The 15,760-nt window shown below is 69.6% G+C and carries 14 protein-coding genes and 1 pseudogene; 6 read left to right on the forward strand and 9 right to left on the reverse strand.

From position 1 onward, the window contains the following. Positions 1-5: 5 nt before the first annotated feature. From G6N60_RS14550 to G6N60_RS14560, 3 genes are read right to left on the reverse strand one after another with little or no spacing between them, the layout of a single operon-like run. A complete protein-coding gene (locus G6N60_RS14550) occupies positions 6-1,235 on the reverse strand; it encodes an alpha/beta hydrolase family protein (protein WP_163738373.1) in 1,230 nt (409 codons plus the stop codon). Beyond that, positions 1,232-2,521: a competence/damage-inducible protein A gene (locus G6N60_RS14555; RefSeq protein WP_163738378.1), complete on the reverse strand. Its 1,290-nt coding sequence runs from the start codon at positions 2,519-2,521 to the stop codon at positions 1,232-1,234. The genes G6N60_RS14550 and G6N60_RS14555 overlap by 4 nt, the downstream gene beginning before the upstream one ends. A gap of 26 nt (positions 2,522-2,547) precedes the next feature. Next, positions 2,548-2,772 (reverse strand): hypothetical protein, encoded by a 225-nt coding sequence (locus G6N60_RS14560; protein WP_163738382.1) that lies wholly within the window; start codon positions 2,770-2,772, stop codon positions 2,548-2,550. Between the two features lie 24 nt (positions 2,773-2,796). Between G6N60_RS14560 and G6N60_RS28590 the strand changes: the two are divergent. After that, positions 2,797-3,771 (forward strand): annotated as a pseudogene (locus tag G6N60_RS28590) (glycosyltransferase family 87 protein); the annotation flags it as partial. 290 nt (positions 3,772-4,061) lie between these two features. Here the strand turns inward: G6N60_RS28590 and G6N60_RS14570 are convergent. Both G6N60_RS14570 and G6N60_RS14575 read right to left on the reverse strand, forming a co-directional pair. Then, positions 4,062-6,851: a glycosyl hydrolase 2 galactose-binding domain-containing protein gene (locus G6N60_RS14570; RefSeq protein WP_163738389.1), complete on the reverse strand. Its 2,790-nt coding sequence runs from the start codon at positions 6,849-6,851 to the stop codon at positions 4,062-4,064. A 134-nt stretch (positions 6,852-6,985) separates the two neighbouring features. Further along, positions 6,986-7,729 (reverse strand): glucose 1-dehydrogenase, encoded by a 744-nt coding sequence (locus G6N60_RS14575; protein WP_163738393.1) that lies wholly within the window; start codon positions 7,727-7,729, stop codon positions 6,986-6,988. Positions 7,730-7,845: 116 nt separating this feature from the next. On the opposite strand from G6N60_RS14575, the gene G6N60_RS14580 reads away from it, so the two are divergent. Next, positions 7,846-9,009: an NAD(P)H-dependent amine dehydrogenase family protein gene (locus G6N60_RS14580; protein ID WP_220100365.1), complete on the forward strand. Its 1,164-nt coding sequence runs from the start codon at positions 7,846-7,848 to the stop codon at positions 9,007-9,009. Here the strand turns inward: G6N60_RS14580 and G6N60_RS14585 are convergent. Beyond that, positions 8,918-9,352 (reverse strand): ATP-binding protein, encoded by a 435-nt coding sequence (locus tag G6N60_RS14585; protein WP_246240702.1) that lies wholly within the window; start codon positions 9,350-9,352, stop codon positions 8,918-8,920. The two genes, G6N60_RS14580 and G6N60_RS14585, sit on opposite strands and share 92 nt — an antisense overlap. A 53-nt stretch (positions 9,353-9,405) precedes the next feature. After that, positions 9,406-9,795: an STAS domain-containing protein gene (locus G6N60_RS14590; protein WP_163738399.1), complete on the reverse strand. Its 390-nt coding sequence runs from the start codon at positions 9,793-9,795 to the stop codon at positions 9,406-9,408. A gap of 265 nt (positions 9,796-10,060) precedes the next feature. Between G6N60_RS14590 and G6N60_RS14595 the strand changes: the two genes are divergently transcribed. From G6N60_RS14595 to G6N60_RS14605, 3 genes are all read left to right on the forward strand, one after another. Next, positions 10,061-10,834: an HAD family hydrolase gene (locus tag G6N60_RS14595; RefSeq protein WP_163738405.1), complete on the forward strand. Its 774-nt coding sequence runs from the start codon at positions 10,061-10,063 to the stop codon at positions 10,832-10,834. Between the two features lie 107 nt (positions 10,835-10,941). Further along, positions 10,942-12,075 carry a nitronate monooxygenase gene (locus G6N60_RS14600; RefSeq protein WP_163738408.1) on the forward strand — a complete coding sequence of 378 codons (1,134 nt, stop codon included), beginning with the start codon at positions 10,942-10,944 and terminating at the stop codon, positions 12,073-12,075. A 37-nt stretch (positions 12,076-12,112) separates the two neighbouring features. After that, the gene (locus tag G6N60_RS14605) at positions 12,113-12,952 is read left to right on the forward strand and encodes a glycoside hydrolase family 16 protein (RefSeq protein WP_163738410.1); all 840 of its coding nucleotides are present in this window, start codon (positions 12,113-12,115) and stop codon (positions 12,950-12,952) included. A 12-nt stretch (positions 12,953-12,964) separates the two neighbouring features. Here the strand turns inward: G6N60_RS14605 and G6N60_RS14610 are convergent, their stop codons facing one another. After that, positions 12,965-13,537 (reverse strand): hypothetical protein, encoded by a 573-nt coding sequence (locus G6N60_RS14610; RefSeq protein WP_170312562.1) that lies wholly within the window; start codon positions 13,535-13,537, stop codon positions 12,965-12,967. A gap of 227 nt (positions 13,538-13,764) precedes the next feature. On the opposite strand from G6N60_RS14610, the gene G6N60_RS14615 reads away from it, so the two are divergent. Further along, entirely contained in the window at positions 13,765-15,027 is a 1,263-nt protein-coding gene (locus G6N60_RS14615; RefSeq protein WP_163738413.1) for a cytochrome P450, read from the forward strand. Here G6N60_RS14615 and G6N60_RS14620 read toward each other — a convergent pair. Next, positions 15,011-15,736, reverse strand: coding sequence for a L,D-transpeptidase (locus tag G6N60_RS14620; RefSeq protein ID WP_163738416.1), 726 nt, complete (start codon positions 15,734-15,736; stop codon positions 15,011-15,013). The genes G6N60_RS14615 and G6N60_RS14620 overlap by 17 nt on opposite strands. Positions 15,737-15,760: the final 24 nt, after the last annotated feature.

The raw sequence follows: 15,760 nt of genomic DNA on the forward strand, positions 1-15,760 counted from the left end.
CACCCCTAGTTCACGGGCGCCGGGGCCGCCGCGCGCCCCAGGATGCGGTCGATCCAGTCGAATGCGTAGCCCTCGAACAGCGTGCTGCCCAGACCCTCGCAGTGGCCGCCCGCGCCCTCCGCCGCGCTGAACGTCGTCAGCCTGCGCTCGCACGTCAGGTGCTCGAACAGCAGCTCGCCCTGGGCGGCGAAGTCACCCTCGCCCTCGGTGAGCAGCGTCGGACAGCGGATGTCGGCGGCGACGTCCCGCAGTGAGAACTGCAGCTGCTTGCGCAGGAAGTCGCCCACCGTCTTGGCGCCCATGGCGGCCATCCGCGAGCCGTACCACTCCACGTTGCGTGACCCGCTCAGCAGGTTCTGCAGGCGCGCGTCGAGGTCCTCGTCGGCCGCGAGCAGCCGGGACAGGAAGTCCTCCTCCGCCGCGAAGCCCAGACTCGAGGCGAAAGTTCCGATGCGCGAAGCGAAGTCGTACTGACCCGGATCGGCGACCAGGGCGGCGACCCGCGACTCGCAGGCCGCCGCGCGCGGACCGAGGTACCCCCCGAAGGAGCGGCCCATCACGATCACCGCGTGGGGGTGGACGCCGTCCTGGTCCAGTAGCCAGGTGAAGGCCTCGCCGAACGGCACCTCGAAGTCGGGCCGGAAGGTGCGGCGGTGCTCGAACAGCGTGCCGCCCTGGCCCGGCCCCTCGAAGACGAAGAAGTTGTACCCCCGGGGCAGCGCCATGTATCCGGTGGCGACGTACCCCGCCTCGGCCGTCGAGTCCATGCCGCACGGCGCCAGAATGGTCGGCCGCGGGGTGTCGGCGTCCGCGGGCCGAAACAGATACCCCGTCATGGTGACGCCGTCGTACGGGATCTCGGCGATCACCGCGTGGCAGTCCAGCAGCGGCAGTGCCGCGCGGAACGTCTCGCGGTGCCGACGCCACGCGCGCTGCAGCCGTGCGTCGTCGAGGTCGTGGCGCAGGAAGAAGAACGCCTGCCGCCAGTACTCCGACGCCCGCAGGAACGCCTTGCGCGCCGTCACGTCGTGCCCGCCGCGCACGGCGTCCTCGGCCAGGGACTGGGCCACCTCCGCGGTCGCCGACCACTCGGTGAACCACGAGTCGTAGTCCCCCTCGGTGACCCGCGCCGCGGTGGCGAACACCTCGCCGAGGTCGGCGGCCTCCGCGGAGACGGCGATGAGGGTGCGGCTCAGCTGGGCGTCCATGTCCGCGTCGTCGAACAGGATCCTCACGCGTGGCCCACCCCTGCCGGGGTGCTCAGCAGGCGCCGCAGCAGGTGCATCGCCACGGTCGTGGACCGCTCCCTGACGTCGGACCGGTTGCCCGGAAGCACCAGGGTCGTGGTCGTCGACCGGCCGTCGGCCAACTGCACGCTGAAGCACACGGTGCCCACCGGCTTCTCGGCGCTGCCACCGCCGGGACCCGCGATCCCGGTCGTGGAGATCGCGGTGTCGGCCTCGAAGCGCCGAAGGGCACCCATGGCCATGGCCTCGGCCACGGGCTCGGACACCGCGCCGTGCTCGGCGATGAGCCGGGGGTCCACCCCGAGTAACGCCGACTTCGCCTCGTTGGAGTAGCTGACCACGCCCCCGGCGACGTAGGCCGACGACCCGGGCCGGTCGGTCAGCCGCGCGGCCACCAGGCCCGCGGTGCAGGATTCGGCGGTGGCGATGGTGCGGCCCGCCAGCAGCTCGGCGACCTGGTCGTCGACCAGGGCGCCGTCGGTGGAGAAGATCTCCCGGCCGTGGCGCGTCTGCAGCAGCGCGAGCAGGGCGTCGTAGACGGGCGCGGCGTCGGGCTCGTAGCGCGTGACGATCTCGAGCTCGCCGCGGCGCAGGCAGGTGGTGATCTCGAGACGGTCGAAGTCGGCGATGCTCTGCTCGCCGTCCCGCAGCGTCTCAGCGAGACCGGACTCGGGCAGCCCGAACATGCGGATGGTGGCCTGCCGGTACTCGGTGCGCCCGGCGATCGCCTGCTGCACACCGTCGGTGCGAATTGCCTTGTCCCACATGGGCTGTAGTTCACGCGGCGGACCGGGCAGCACGACGATGGTCGGCGTGCCCGGCACGACCACGCCCGGCGCGGTGCCGACCGGTGAGAGGATCTCGGCGCCCTGCGGGACCATCGCCTGCTTGCGGTTGGCCGCCAGCACGGCGTCGAAGTCGACCTCGCCGACGCCGGAACGGCCCATCAGACGGCGGAGGATGTCGGCGATGGTGGCCTCGAGCGCGTCGTCCAGGATCAGTTCGCGGCCGCTGAACTCGGCGACCGTCGCGACCGTCACGTCATCGGCCGTCGGGCCGAGCCCACCGCTGGTGACGATGAGGTCGACACCCTCGCCGGCCAGAAAGCGCAGCTGCGCCTCGATGTCGGAGGGCCGGTCCCCGCAGATGGTGATGTGAGCGAGCTCCACCCCCAGCTCCAGCAACCGGTCGGCGAGCCATGGACCGTTGCGGTCCTGGACGCGTCCGGTCAGTACTTCGGTTCCGGTGACGACGATTCCCGCACGGGCACTCACGGGGTAAGACACTACGACCCCGGCGGCTACCTGCTGAGCCAGCCCTTCACGGTGTCGAGGTCGCGCGAGTACGTCTCGAGGATGTCCTCCTGGTAGCGCGATCCCCCGCTGATCATGTCGTTGCCCTGCCAGATCACCCGCACTCGCGTCAATCCACGCAGGTAGACGTCCACCCGGTCGTCGATGCGGCGGCTCCAGCCCGCGGCTGCGGTGGTTTCTGCGAGCTCTGACCGCAGGTCCGGCGTGCTCATCGCGGTGTCCTCTCGGTGGGGGCCATGGCCACATCCTCCCGGTACGGGTTCGGCCGCGCGCGGCCACCCCGGCCTTCGGGACGGCTCCGCGGTCGAGTCGGTAACTTCTCAGCGGTGTCGGATGCGAAGTTCGTCAGGACGGTGCCGGTGGCGGTGCTGTGCGTGGCGGCCGTGCTCGCCTACGCCGTGGCGTACGTGCGGTGGCCGGCCCTCGCCAGCCAGGTCGATCTGCAGGTCTACCGTTTCGGGGCGCTGCGGGTCGTCTCGGGTCGCGACCTCTACTCGATCGGGCTGACGGGCAACCCGAGGACCCTGCTCTTCGACTACACGCCGTTCGCGGCGCTGTGCTCGCTGCCGCTGACGGTGCTGGGCACCGTGGCCACCCAGGTGCTGGGGCTGATCGGCAACCTGCTGCTGGTGGGGTACGTCGTGCACCGCTGTCTGCGGCGGCTGGGGATGACCGCGGCCACCGGAGCGTGGCGGCTGACGGCGCTGCTGATGGCCCTGGTGTGCTGGTTGGAGCCGGTGCGGCTGTCGTTGCAACTCGGACAGGTCAACCTGGTCATCCTGGCCGTGGTGGTGGCCGACCTGCTCGGTCCCGACACGCGGCGCTGGGCGGGCGTCGGCATCGGGGTGGTGGCGGGCATCAAGCTCACCCCCGCGCTGTTCATCGTCTTCCTGTTCCTGACCGGGCGGCGACGGCCCGCCGTGGTGGCGACGCTGACGCTGGCCGCCACGGTCGCACTCGGATGGGTCGTCCTCCCGCGGGATTCGACTTACTTCTGGTTGCGCGGCGGATTCGACGACGTCGCCCGCATCACCAGCGACCCCATGGCGAACACCAGCCTGAAGGGTCTGTTCGTCCGGCTGCACGTGACCGGGGCGCCGACCGTCGTCGCAACCGCCGCGCTGGCCGTCGCCGCACTCGCCGTGGCGGTGCTGGCGTGGCGCCGCGATCAGCGGGTGCTCGCCCTGGCGATCGCGGGGATGGCGTCCGCCGCCCTGTCACCGTTCAGCTGGAGCCACCACTGGGTGTGGTTAACGCCCTTGCTGATTCACCTCGGCCACCGCGCCTACGCCCGCGGCGGCGGCTTCTCGATGGCGGCGCTGTGGGCGCTCTGGGCCGTGTTCGCCGGCTGGGTCGTGCGGGTCGCCGGCGATACGCCGGAGACCGGGTTGCTGGCGTTCCGCTGGGGCGGTGGCTGGGCCGTCGTGATTCCCGCGGCCTATCTGATCGCCTTCGCGGCGGTGCTGGTCGGTACCGCGTGGTGGCTGCGCACGCCGCCCGGCTACTTGACGGGATCGGCAGCCGACGGGCCGACCGGCACCACGACCGGTGGGCTGTTGTACCCGGTGACGCGGACCCAGTCGGCCGACACGGCGCGGCCGGGCATCGACGCCCGCACGTCGACCGTCTCGCCGGGGAACACCGTCACGTAGTTGTCGTCGTACTCCATCGGCAGGATCTCGTCGCCGTCGCGGGTCGACGTCACCTCGGCGCGCTCGAAGAACGCGACCTGCCCGCCCGGGTTGTGCAGGTGGATCGTGACGGCGCCGTTGCCGTCGGCCGCCAGCGAGCGGGTGGCGGAGACGTCGAGCGCGGCCCGCGGCATCGTGTTCAGCGGGGTCATGTCGGCCCAGCTCTCCTGCCGGAGCTCGAAGGCGAAGTCCGCGTTGGGGTTTCCCACGTCGTCGTTGCGCTGCGACTGCCAGTAGACGTTCTCGTCGACGACCTTGCCCGCCGCGTCGAGGACCTCGCAGCGGACGAAGAACACCCGTGAGTCGCGCGCCTCCCGTGGCAGCACGAGGGCCGCCGCGGTCCCGCCCGAGGGCACGTTCAACGGCGCGCTGGTCCGGTCGTCGCGGACCCGACCGTTCAGGTCGTACACCCTGACCCGCACGCGGGCCCCGGCAACGGCCTCGGGTCGCTGGTTGACCAGCGTCACCGTCGCCTGGCCGTGATCGCCCGTCGCGTAGGAGTCGAAGACCGCCGACAGCGGCCGCAGGCCCGCCTTGGCGCCGTAGTAGGCGCCCCCCGGCCGCAGGTAGTAGTCGAAGACGTTGCCGAAGAACGACGGCCAGTGGCTGTTGAGCATCCAGTAGATGGTCATCTTGTGCCCCGCCCACCCCAGCGCGGCATAGGACTCGAACTGTGCGCGGGTCGACTCGTAGTGCGCGAGCTGGGCCTTGCGGGCGAAGTCGTAGGCATTGCTCGACGGGCCGTACCGTCGGTTGATCGCGAGCTGGATGCTGGCGAGCGCCGAGTTGCCGGGATTGGATCCCGCGTGGAAGGTCCAGTAGTCGTTGATGGGCCACAGCTTGTCGGGCGGGATGAACTCCTGCAGGCTCGCGAATGGCGGAATGTGCTCGTTGTCGCCCTGTTCGGCCGACGCTCCCCGGGCCGCGCGGTAGCGCCCGCTGAACCAGTACGTCGGTGGCCGCCAGGTGTAGGGACCGGCCATCTGGATGCCGTCCCAGAGCCGCTGGCCGGAGGCGTCGATCGCGTAGGACGACACCGTGTCGACGACGGCGTTCTGCCAGTGCAGGTCGCGCAGGATCTGGTGGTAGTCGTCGCGCACCTGCTGCGGCGGGCGGCCATCGCTGCCGTTGGCCCACACGAACGCCGACGGGTGCGAGCGCAGCATCGTGATCTGCGAGCGCAGGCTGTCGCGGGCGACGCGGTTGTCCTCGGCGTTCCACTGCGGCCACTTCTCCCACTGGTTGCAGCACATCCAGCCGACCATCAGCGGAATGCCGAGCTCGTCGGCGGCCTCGGCGAAGCTCTCGTCGGGGATCTTGGACTCCAGCCGCAGCATGTTCAGTCCGAGGTCGCGCGCGTAGGACAGGATGGCGCGCTGGCGGTCGAGGTCGTAGTCGTAGAGCAGGTCGGGGGTGTAGGTGGCACCGCGGACCAGGAAGTCGCGGCCGTTGACCTGCAGGTAGAAGCTGCCGCCGGAGCCCAGCTCGGGGAAGCGCTCGTCGTCATCGCGGGCCTGGGTGATGGTGCGCACGCCGAAGCGCTGGTGGGTCTCGTCGATTGCGCTGCCGAACTGGCGGAACTCCAGGTGCAGGTCGTACATGTCGGGTGCGCCCATGGTGTAGGGCCACCACAGGTCGGGATGGGCGAGCGTCAGCTGGGCGAAGTCGTCGGGGCTGAACCCGACGTCGCGCTGCTCGCCGGGGGCCAGGCCGACCCGCTGCTCGACGCGCACGTCCGCCTTCCCCCGCCGGCTGATGGTGGCGCGCAGGACGCCCTCCACGCGGCGCGCGGAGAAGTTGCGCACGGTGGTGAACACCGACAGGCGCGCCGAGTCGGTCTTCGGCAGGGGCAGTTCGGTGTTCACGGTCGCCGAGGAGATCGCGACGGCCCCCGACATCCGCAGCGTCACCGGCTTGAGGATCCCGGCGTTGCGGTCGGCGACGAAGGAGTTGCCGTTGCCGGGGTTCTTGCCGGGTCCCTGATAGCCGAGATAGTTCCAGTTGATCCAGTCGAACCAGCTGTCGGCGAGCTCGACGCCGTCGACGTCCTGCAGTGCCCGCTCGGGCGTCACCTTGACGGCGAGGGTGTTGGCGCCGCCGGGCCGGATCCACGGCGTGACGTCGAGATCGTGGTCGACGTACATGCCGACGATCTGCGTGGCGTCGGCGAGGCGGTGCCCGTTGAGCCAGATCTCGGCGCGGTAGTTGATGCCGGGGAAGTTCAGCTGGTAGGTGGTGTGACCGGCCGGGGCGACGAACGTCGTGCGGTACCACCAGTCCTGCTTCCACAGGTCCTGCGGCACCTCCTGGAGGAGGTTCTTGCCGTAGTAGAGATTGGGGTAGGTGCCGTCGTCCTCGAGCGCCTGCAGCACCGAGGACGGCATCTTCTTGACGGTGTGCCAGTGCGGCCCGCGGTAGGTCGCCTGGGAGATGTCCGCGCCGCCCGCGGTGACCTCGCGTGCGGACGCCAGCTGCCAGCCGGTGTCGAGCTGGACCTCCTGCGCCGCGGGTTCGGGCCGGGCGAACGTGGGAACGTCACCGGCACTGAACGACAGCAGGAGCAGGAGAACCACGAGGCCCAGGACGGCGGTTTGGCGCATCTCGGGCGCGATAGTGCTACTCCCTCCGGGCATGGGCGTGCGTCACGGCGAGACGCTGCCGGGGGGCAAGCGTAGCGACGGGGTCGACGGGGAGCCTTCATTGTGCCTGCCGTCGGGCAGGCGGGCACGCTCGCCTAGAACAAGTCCTTGTGCGGCACGTCGGTGACCAGACCGCCGTCGACGACGAACTCGCTGCCCGTGGCGAACGACGATTCATCGCTGGCCAGGAACACCACGAACGTGGCGACCTCGTCCACCTCGCCCGGGCGGCCCAGCGGAGCCGTGACCATGTCGTCGGGGAAGTGCTTGGTCATGGGTGTGCGAATGAACCCGGGGTGCAGTGAGTTGATCCGGATCTTGTGCTTGCCGAGCTCGATGGCGGCGGACTTGGCCAGCCCTCGCACGGCCCACTTCGTGGCGACGTAGGGGTGGACCATGGCCGCGCCGCGCAGGCCCTCGATCGAGGAGACGTTGATGATCGACCCGCCGCCGGCCGCCTTCATGGCCTCGACGGAGGCCTGCATGCCGAGGAACGTGCCGGTGAGGTTGACGTCTATGACCTTCTGCCACTTCGCCATGTCGAAGCTGCCGATCTTGCCGAGGGCGACGATGCCGGCGTTGTTGACCAGGACGTTCAGTGCGCCGAAGTCGCCGACCGCGGTGGCGACGGCGGCGTCCCACTGGTCGGCCTCGGTGACGTCGAGGTGGACGTAGCGCGCCGCGTCACCGATCTCCTCGGCCAGCGCCTTGCCCTCGTCGTCGAGGATGTCGCCGATGACCACCCGGGCCCCCTCGGCAACCAGCATGCGGGCGTGAGCGGCGCCCATTCCGCGCGCCCCGCCGCTGATCAGTGCAACTTTTCCGTCCACGCGTCCCATGACCGGTCAGGTTACCGCATAGCCCATTTTGACTAGAACGTGTTCCAATTCGCGGTGGCCGCCCGCATACTTCTCGCCAGCACCCGCCACGACACGACCCCGAGGAGACACCGGACATGGCGATACGCGTCGCGCTGGTCGGCACCGGCAACTGCGGCAGCCTGGCGCTCAAGCAATTGATCCACGACGACCGCTTCGACCTCGTCGCCGTCTGGGTGTCCTCCGAGGCCAAGGTGGGCCGGGACGCCGGCGTGCTGGCCGGCCTCGACGTCACGACCGGCATCCTGGCCACCGGCGAACTCGACGCCGTCGTGGCCGCGGCGCCGGACTGCGTCGTCTACTGCGCGATGGGCGACGTCCGGTTGCCCGAGGCGATGGCCGACGTCCGGCTGTTCCTGGCCGCGGCCATCGACGTCGTGGGCTCGGCGCCCGGGGTGCTGCAGTACCCGTGGCAGGTGATCCCCGACAAGTACATCCAGCGGGTCGAAGAGGCTGCGCGACAAGGCAATTCGAGTGTGTTCATCACCGGCGTCGATCCCGGTTTCGCCACCGATCTGCTGCCGCTCGCGCTGGCGGGCACCTGTCAGAGCATTCAGCAGATCCGCACCATGGAGATCGCCGACTACGCCACCTACGACGGGGCGACGGTCATGTTCGACGTGATGGGCTTCGGCAACCCGATCGGCGAATTACCCATCCTGTTCCAGCCCGGTGTCCTGAGCATCGCCTGGGGCACCGCGATCCGGCAGCTCGCGGCCGGTCTCGGCGTGGAGGTCGACGAGATCAGGGACTCGGTCGAGCAGGAACCGGCACCGGAAGACTTCGACGTCGCCGTCGGCACGATCGGCAAGGGCACCGTCGCCGCCCTGCGCTTCCAGATCGAGGGCCTGGTGGGCGGCCACCCGGTGATCGTGGTCGAGCACGTCACCCGCCTGCGCGAGGATCTTCGGCCCGACTGGGCGCAGCCCGCGCAGCCCGGGGGTTCCTACCGGGTGGAGATCACCGGCGAACCGTCCTACGTCATGGACGTCTCCCCCACCAGCCGCCACGGCGATCACAACTACGCCGCCATCCTCGCGGCGGCGGGGCGCATCGTGAACGCGATACCCGACGTCGTCGCCGCGCAGCCCGGCATCCGCACCACGCTGGACCTGCCCCTGGTGACGGGCCGGGCACCGCGGGTGCGGTCTAGCGGCGGTGCACTCCGCCCCACGACAGCCGCACGGTCGTCCCGTTCAGCGACGTCTGGATGGAGGCGTGGTCCGCGAGAGCGGTCATGAGGCCGATGCCGCGGCCGCGCCTGCGGTCGCCGGGCGCCGGCGCCGCGGTGCGCCACTGGCCGCGATCGGAGATCGTGACCGACAGCGTCGACTCGACGGGGTCGTAGGAGGCCGTGAGGTCCATCGTGCCGGTCGCACCCGCGCTCAGGTAGGCGAACTCGGCGGAGTTCGCCATCGCCTCGTACGTCGCGAGCAGGAGGTCCCCGACGCGATCCGCGTCGAGGTCGAACGTGCGTTGCACCCACCAGCCGAACTCGTCACGAGTCTGGGTGGCCAGCCGAGGATCCGCCCGGACGCCGATGCGCTCGAAGCGCTCGGCGTGGGTGGTGGCGGCCTTGGGCATGGAATCGATCATGACGTGCCAGAAGTACCCCGCGAGCGGGTCGACTATGCGCGTCAGGCGGAGAAGGAGCCCAGCGCCTCGTCGAGGGTGGCGTGCAGAGGCACGATGTCGGCGATGCCGACGAGCTTGAGCGGCCGGCTGGTCGCGGGACCCTCGGCGACGATGTGGATGCCGATCCCCTCGGGGGCCGCGTCGTGTGCCGCAACCAGCACGCCCATGCCGGCCGAGGCGAGGAACTCCACGTCGGTGAGGTCGACGACGAGGCCGGCGGGCGACTTGCCCAGCGCGGCCATGATCGCATCCTCCAGGCGTGGGGCCGTGATCATGTCGACGACGCCAGAGGCCGCGACGACCACGATCTGCTCGACCCACCGTTCGCTTACTTCGCAGGTCGATCCGGATGCCGCAGGGGTGCCATCGGTCGATTCCCGTTGTTCGTTCAAGGCCCGTCTTCCGTGTCCAACCGCATTAGACAATGCGCGTCGCCGTGATTCTCGTTCGTGCGGGCTCCGGCTGAACCGTGCGCGAATTCGAAACCGCCGCCGTCGAACCTATCCGATGAATGTGACGTCGCGCCCCTCAGGCGCGCTTTCTCGGCAACTCGGCGTCATCTGACGGTAACAACGCGCACCAGCAGTTCAGGCAAAGTGGTGTTGGAATGGAATCGTGGGGGCGCAGTCGCCGCGTTACGTCTGAAGCAGGAGCTCGATGATCACGCAGGCGACGCTGGCCAATCATCTCGACGACGTGTCGTCGGGCCCCACCGGCGCGCGCGTCGGTGCGTTCTTCGACCTCGACGGCACGCTGGTCTCGGGTTTCACCGCAACGGTCCACGCCGGACACCGCATCCAGACCCGCAAGGCCAGCCTCGGCGAGGTGCTCGGGGTACTGGAGGCGTCGCTGCGATACCGGCTGGGACGCATGGAGTTCGAGCGCCTCGTCGTGCGGGCCGCGGGTTATCTGCGCGGCGACGCGCTCGCGGAGTTGGAGGACATCGGCGAGTACCTGTTCCGGCGCCACATCGAGACGCGGGTGTTCGCGCAGATGCAGGACGTCGTGCGCGCGCACCAGGACCGGGGCCACAGCGTGGTGATGAGCTCGTCGGCGCTGGCGATCCACGCCGAACCCGTCGCCCGCTTCCTCGGCATCCACGACGTCATCTGCAACCACTTCGAGGTCGACGCCGGGGGCCGACTGACCGGCGGGGTCGTCACCCCCGTGGTGTGGGGTGCCGGCAAGGCCGCGGCCGTGGGGCGATTCGCCGCCGAGCACGGGGTCGACCTCACCGAGAGCTACTTCTACGCCGACGGCGACGAGGATGCGGCGCTGATGCGGGTGGTCGGTCATCCGCGGCCGGTGAATCCCCGGGCGGGACTGGCGGCCGAGGCCGAGCGCCAGGGGTGGCCGGTGCTGCGGGTCAGTGCGGGCCAGGCGCGTCGCGGCCCCGGTGGGCTGCTGCGGCGCCTCGCCGGAGATCGGTGAGAGCCCGCCCGGCCCTTCGGTGACGGCGCCTTGCGCCGAGGTACTAAACTAGAACACGTTCCAATTTCTAGTCCCGTCCGCCCGTGCCACCTCGAGGAGCCACCAGGATGCACACCCCCCTCTGCGACCAGCTCGGCATCGAGTTCCCGATCTTCGCGTTCACGCACTGCCGCGACGTCGTCGTCGCCGTCAGCAAGGCCGGCGGATTCGGCGTCCTCGGCGCGGTCGGCTTCACCCCCGAGCAGCTCGAGGTCGAGCTCAACTGGATCGACGACCACATCGGTGACCACACCTACGGCGTCGACATCGTGATTCCCAACAAGTACGAGGGCATGGACGCGAACCTGTCCGCCGACGAACTGGCCAAGATGCTGGTCGACATGGTCCCCCAGGAGCACCTCGACTTCGCGAAGAAGGTGCTGACCGACCACGGCGTGCCGCTCACCGCCGAGGACAACGAGAGCACCCTGCAGCTGCTGGGCTGGACCGAGGCGACTGCCACCCCGCAGGTCGAGATCGCCCTCAAGCATCCGAAGATGACGCTGATCGCCAACGCCCTCGGCACGCCGCCGCGCGACATGATCGACCACATCCACGCCGAGGGCCGCAGGGTGGCCGCGCTCTGCGGGTCTCCCAGCCAGGCGCGCAAGCACGCCGACGCCGGCGTCGACGTCATCATCGCCCAGGGCGGCGAGGCGGGCGGGCACTCTGGTGAGATCGGCTCGATCGTGCTGTGGCCCCAGGTCGTCAAGGAGGTGGCCCCGGTACCGGTGCTGGCCGCCGGTGGCATCGGCAGCGGTCAGCAGATCGCGGCGGCCCTCGCGCTGGGCACCCAGGGGGCCTGGACCGGTTCGCAGTGGCTGATGGTCGAGGAGGCCGAGAACACCCCCGTGCAGCAGGCCGCCTACGTCAAGGCGGGCAGCCGCGACACCGTGCGCAGCCGCTCGTTCACGGGCAAGCCCGCGCGCATGCTGCGCAACGACTGGACCGACGCGTGGGAGAACCCGGACAACCCCAAGGCGCTCGGCATGCCGCTGCAGTTCATGGTGTCCGGTCTCGCAGTCGCGGCGACCCACAAGTACCCCAACGAGACCGTGGACGTCGCCTTCAATCCCGTCGGTCAGGTGGTCGGTCAGTTCACCAAGGTGGAGAAGACGTCGGCCGTGATCGAGCGGTGGGTTCAGGAGTACCTGGAGGCCACCGGAGCGCTCAACGCACTCAACGAGGCCGCCGGCGTCTGATTTGCACCCGGCCTGACGTTGCGGCTTACATGGGGTCATGCCTGACATGGATCGACGCAGCATGATCTTGATGACCGGGATCGGCCTGCTGGGCGCCGCCGCCGCCGTTCCCCACGCGGCCGCCACCCCGGTGCCCCTCGACGCTCCCCCGCCGGCCGCACCACCCCCCGGCGGGCAGTACCTGTTCGCCGACGAGTTCGACGGCCCGGCCGGTTCGGCGCCCGATCCCACCAAGTGGGAGGTCGCCCAGGCCCGCGAGACCATGGAGGACCCGACGTTCTGGGAGTTGCCCCAGAACGTCGGTCAGTACCGCGACGACCGCAGGAACGTGTTCGTCGACGGCAAGTCCAACCTCGTCTTCCACGCGGCCAAGGACGGCGACACCTACTACAGCGGCAAGGTCTTCGGCACCTACCGCGGCGGCATCGGGCACAACTGGGAGGCGCGGATCAAGCTGAACTGCCTGACGCCCGGAGCGTGGCCGGCGTGGTACCTGGCCAACAACAGCCCGGTCAACGGCGGCGAAGTCGACATCATGGAGTGGTACGGCAACGGCAAGTGGGCGGCGGGCACGGCGGTGCACGCGAAGCTGAACGGCGGTGAGCACGTCAGCCAGACGATCTACCCGGACAGCGCGTGGCACACCTGGCGGGTGCAGTGGGACGACGCGGGCATGCGGTTCTGGAAGGACTACACCGACGGCGCGCAGCCGTACTTCAACGTTCCGGCGAACGCGTTGCCCGACTGGCAGTTCAATACGCCTGGCTATCAACTGTTTCCGGTGCTGGACCTGGCGGTGGCCGGCTCCGGTGGTGGCGATCCCGGACCGGGCACCTACCCGGCCGACATGCTCATCGACTACGTGCGCGTCTGGTAGTCGACGCCTGACTCACGGGGCCGGCGGGGCCGCGGGGTCGGGCGCCGGTGCGGGCGGCAGCAGTGGCGGCGGTCCCATCGGGGCGGGGGGCGGCGGCGCGTCCCCCGGCGAGCGCGGCACGTTGGGGCCGGGCGCCTGATCGGGCATGGGGGTGCTCATGCCGCGCTGCGCGAGTCCCATGATCAAGGCTTCCTTGCCGCTGATCTCGTGGTTCTGCACCGCATCCCACAGGTTCTTCAGGTAGCTGACGTCGGGTGAATCGCTCGGCGCCGCGTTGGGGTCCATCGTCGACCCCGGCGGCAGTGCGTCCGGGCTCGCGAGGTGCGGTATGCCGTTCGGCGGCGGGATGACGACGTCGGGCCCGGCGGCCTGCTGATCGACCGGCTGGGCGATCCCGGGAGCCGGGGCCGGCGCGGGGGCCGGGGGCGCGGGAGCTGGGGCCGGAGCCGGGATGGGCGGCGCCGGGGCGGGCACCGGAGCCACCGGATCGGCGCCCGCGGGCGACGCGGTGGCGAACGCCAGCAGCACGCCCGATGCGCATCCCGCCAACACCGTGGCCATCGTGACGGTGTTCCTCGACTTCACGAACGACCCCTCTCCTGTTGCTTCAGAGACTGTTGTTGCTCATGGGTCCATCAAGAATCAGGCCTGTTTCGTTACCGCGCAATCCCTACACGGGTGATTAACGACATTCTCATGGACGCGAGAACACGTTCTACTAGTGACTTTGCAGAACCCGCCGCGACGCCTGCGAACTCTGGTGTAGCAATGCCCTATCCGACTAGAGCGTGTCATCTCGAGGAGGGTCCACCATGGCGACGACCGCCACCAGCCCCCAACTTCCCGCCGGCTTCGACTTCACCGATCCCGACATCTACGCCGAGCGACTACCGGTCGAGGAACTCGCCGAGATGCGCCGGGTCGCCCCCATCTGGTGGAACGAACAGCCCGCGGACGTCGGGGGCTTCGGCGACGGCGGCTACTGGGTCGTCACCAAGCACAGGGACGTCAAGGAGGTGTCGCGGCGCAGCGACGTGTTCTCCAGCCTGGAGAAGACGGCGCTGCCCCGGTACAAGGACGGCACCGTGGCCACCCAGATCGAGACCGGCAAGTTCGTCCTGCTCAACATGGACGCGCCGCACCACACCCATCTGCGCAAGATCGTGTCCCGCGCGTTCACCCCGCGCGCGGTCGAACAGCTGCGCGCCGATCTCACCGAACGCGCCCGCCAGATCGTCGCCGAGGCGGCCGCGCGGGGCACGGGCGACTTCGTCGAGCAGGTGTCCTGTGAGCTGCCCCTGCAGGCCATCGCCGGGTTGATGGGCGTGCCCCAGGAGGACCGCATGAAGCTGTTCCACTGGTCCAATCAGATGGTCGGCGACATGGACCCGGAGTTCGAGAACAACGACGCGATGAGCGCGTCGGTCGAGCTGATCACCTACGGCATGCAGATGGCCGCCGAGCGGACCGCCCACCCCGGCGACGACCTGGTCACCAAGCTGGTCCACGCCGACGTCGACGGTCACAAGCTGTCCGACGACGAACTGGGCTTCTTCGTGATCCTGCTCGCGGTGGCCGGGAACGAGACCACCCGCAACTCGATCACCCAGGGCATGATGGCGTTCACCGACCACCCCGATCAGTGGGAGCTGTTCAAGCGGGAACGCCCGGCGACCGCCGCCGACGAGATCGTCCGCTGGGCCACCCCCGTGACGTCGTTTCAGCGCACCGCACTCGTCGACACCGAACTGTCCGGCGTCCCGATCAAGAAGGGCCAGCGGGTGGTGATGTTCTACCGCTCGGCCAACTTCGACGAGGACGTCTTCACCGACCCGTACACCTTCGACATCCTGCGCGACCCCAACCCGCACGTCGGCTTCGGCGGCACCGGCGCGCACTTCTGCATCGGTGCGAACCTGGCCAGGATGACCATCGACCTGATGTTCAACGCGATCGCCGACGCGATGCCCAACCTGACGTCATTGGCCAGGCCGGAGCGGCTGCGCTCGGGATGGCTCAACGGCATCAAGCACTGGCAGGTCGACTACACGGGCGCGGCTACGCCTGGACGATGATCGGGTCGCCGACGTTGACCTGGTTGTAGTACCAGGACGCGTTGTCGGTGCTGAGGTTGATGCAGCCGTGGCTGACGTTGGAGTTGCCCTGCTGCGCCACCGACCACGGAGCGGCGTGCACGTACACACCGCCCCAGGTGACCCGGACCGCGTCGTACACGGTGAGCTTGTAGCCCTCGGGATCGCTCAGCGGGATGCCGATGGTGCGCGAGTCCATGACGACCGGGGACTGCTTCTCCAGCGCGGTGAACGACCCGATCGGCGTGGGGTGCTTGGGCTTGCCCATCGAGGCGGGCATGGTGCGCGCCACCTGGCCGTCGATGCTCACGGTGAACGTGTGTGCGTTCACGTCGGCCACCCCGACGGTCTGGGCGCCGGTGTGGAAGTCGGTCTTGAAGCCCTCCATCGAGACCGAGATGTCCGAGTGGGCGGGCCAGTAGCTGCTGGGGTTCCACTGCACGACGTCGTTCTTCAGCCAGACGAAGTTGCCCTGGGGCGCCCTGGGGGCCGAGATCGCGAAGCTGCGCTCGGCCGCGGCGCGGTCGGCGACGGGCTCGGCGAACGTCACCGTGATGGGCATGGCCACGCCGACGACCTGACCCGGCGATGGTGAAACGTTCGCGACGACTGCCGCAGCGGGTGCAGCCGCAAGGCTGGTCGCCGCAGAACCGCTCAGCAGCAGGGTCGCAATCCCCGCCACTGACAACACTTGTCGCAAGCCTGTACGCAACTG

Origin of the sequence: Mycolicibacterium madagascariense (genome assembly GCF_010729665.1) — a bacterium.
Lineage (GTDB): Bacteria > Actinomycetota > Actinomycetes > Mycobacteriales > Mycobacteriaceae > Mycobacterium > Mycobacterium madagascariense.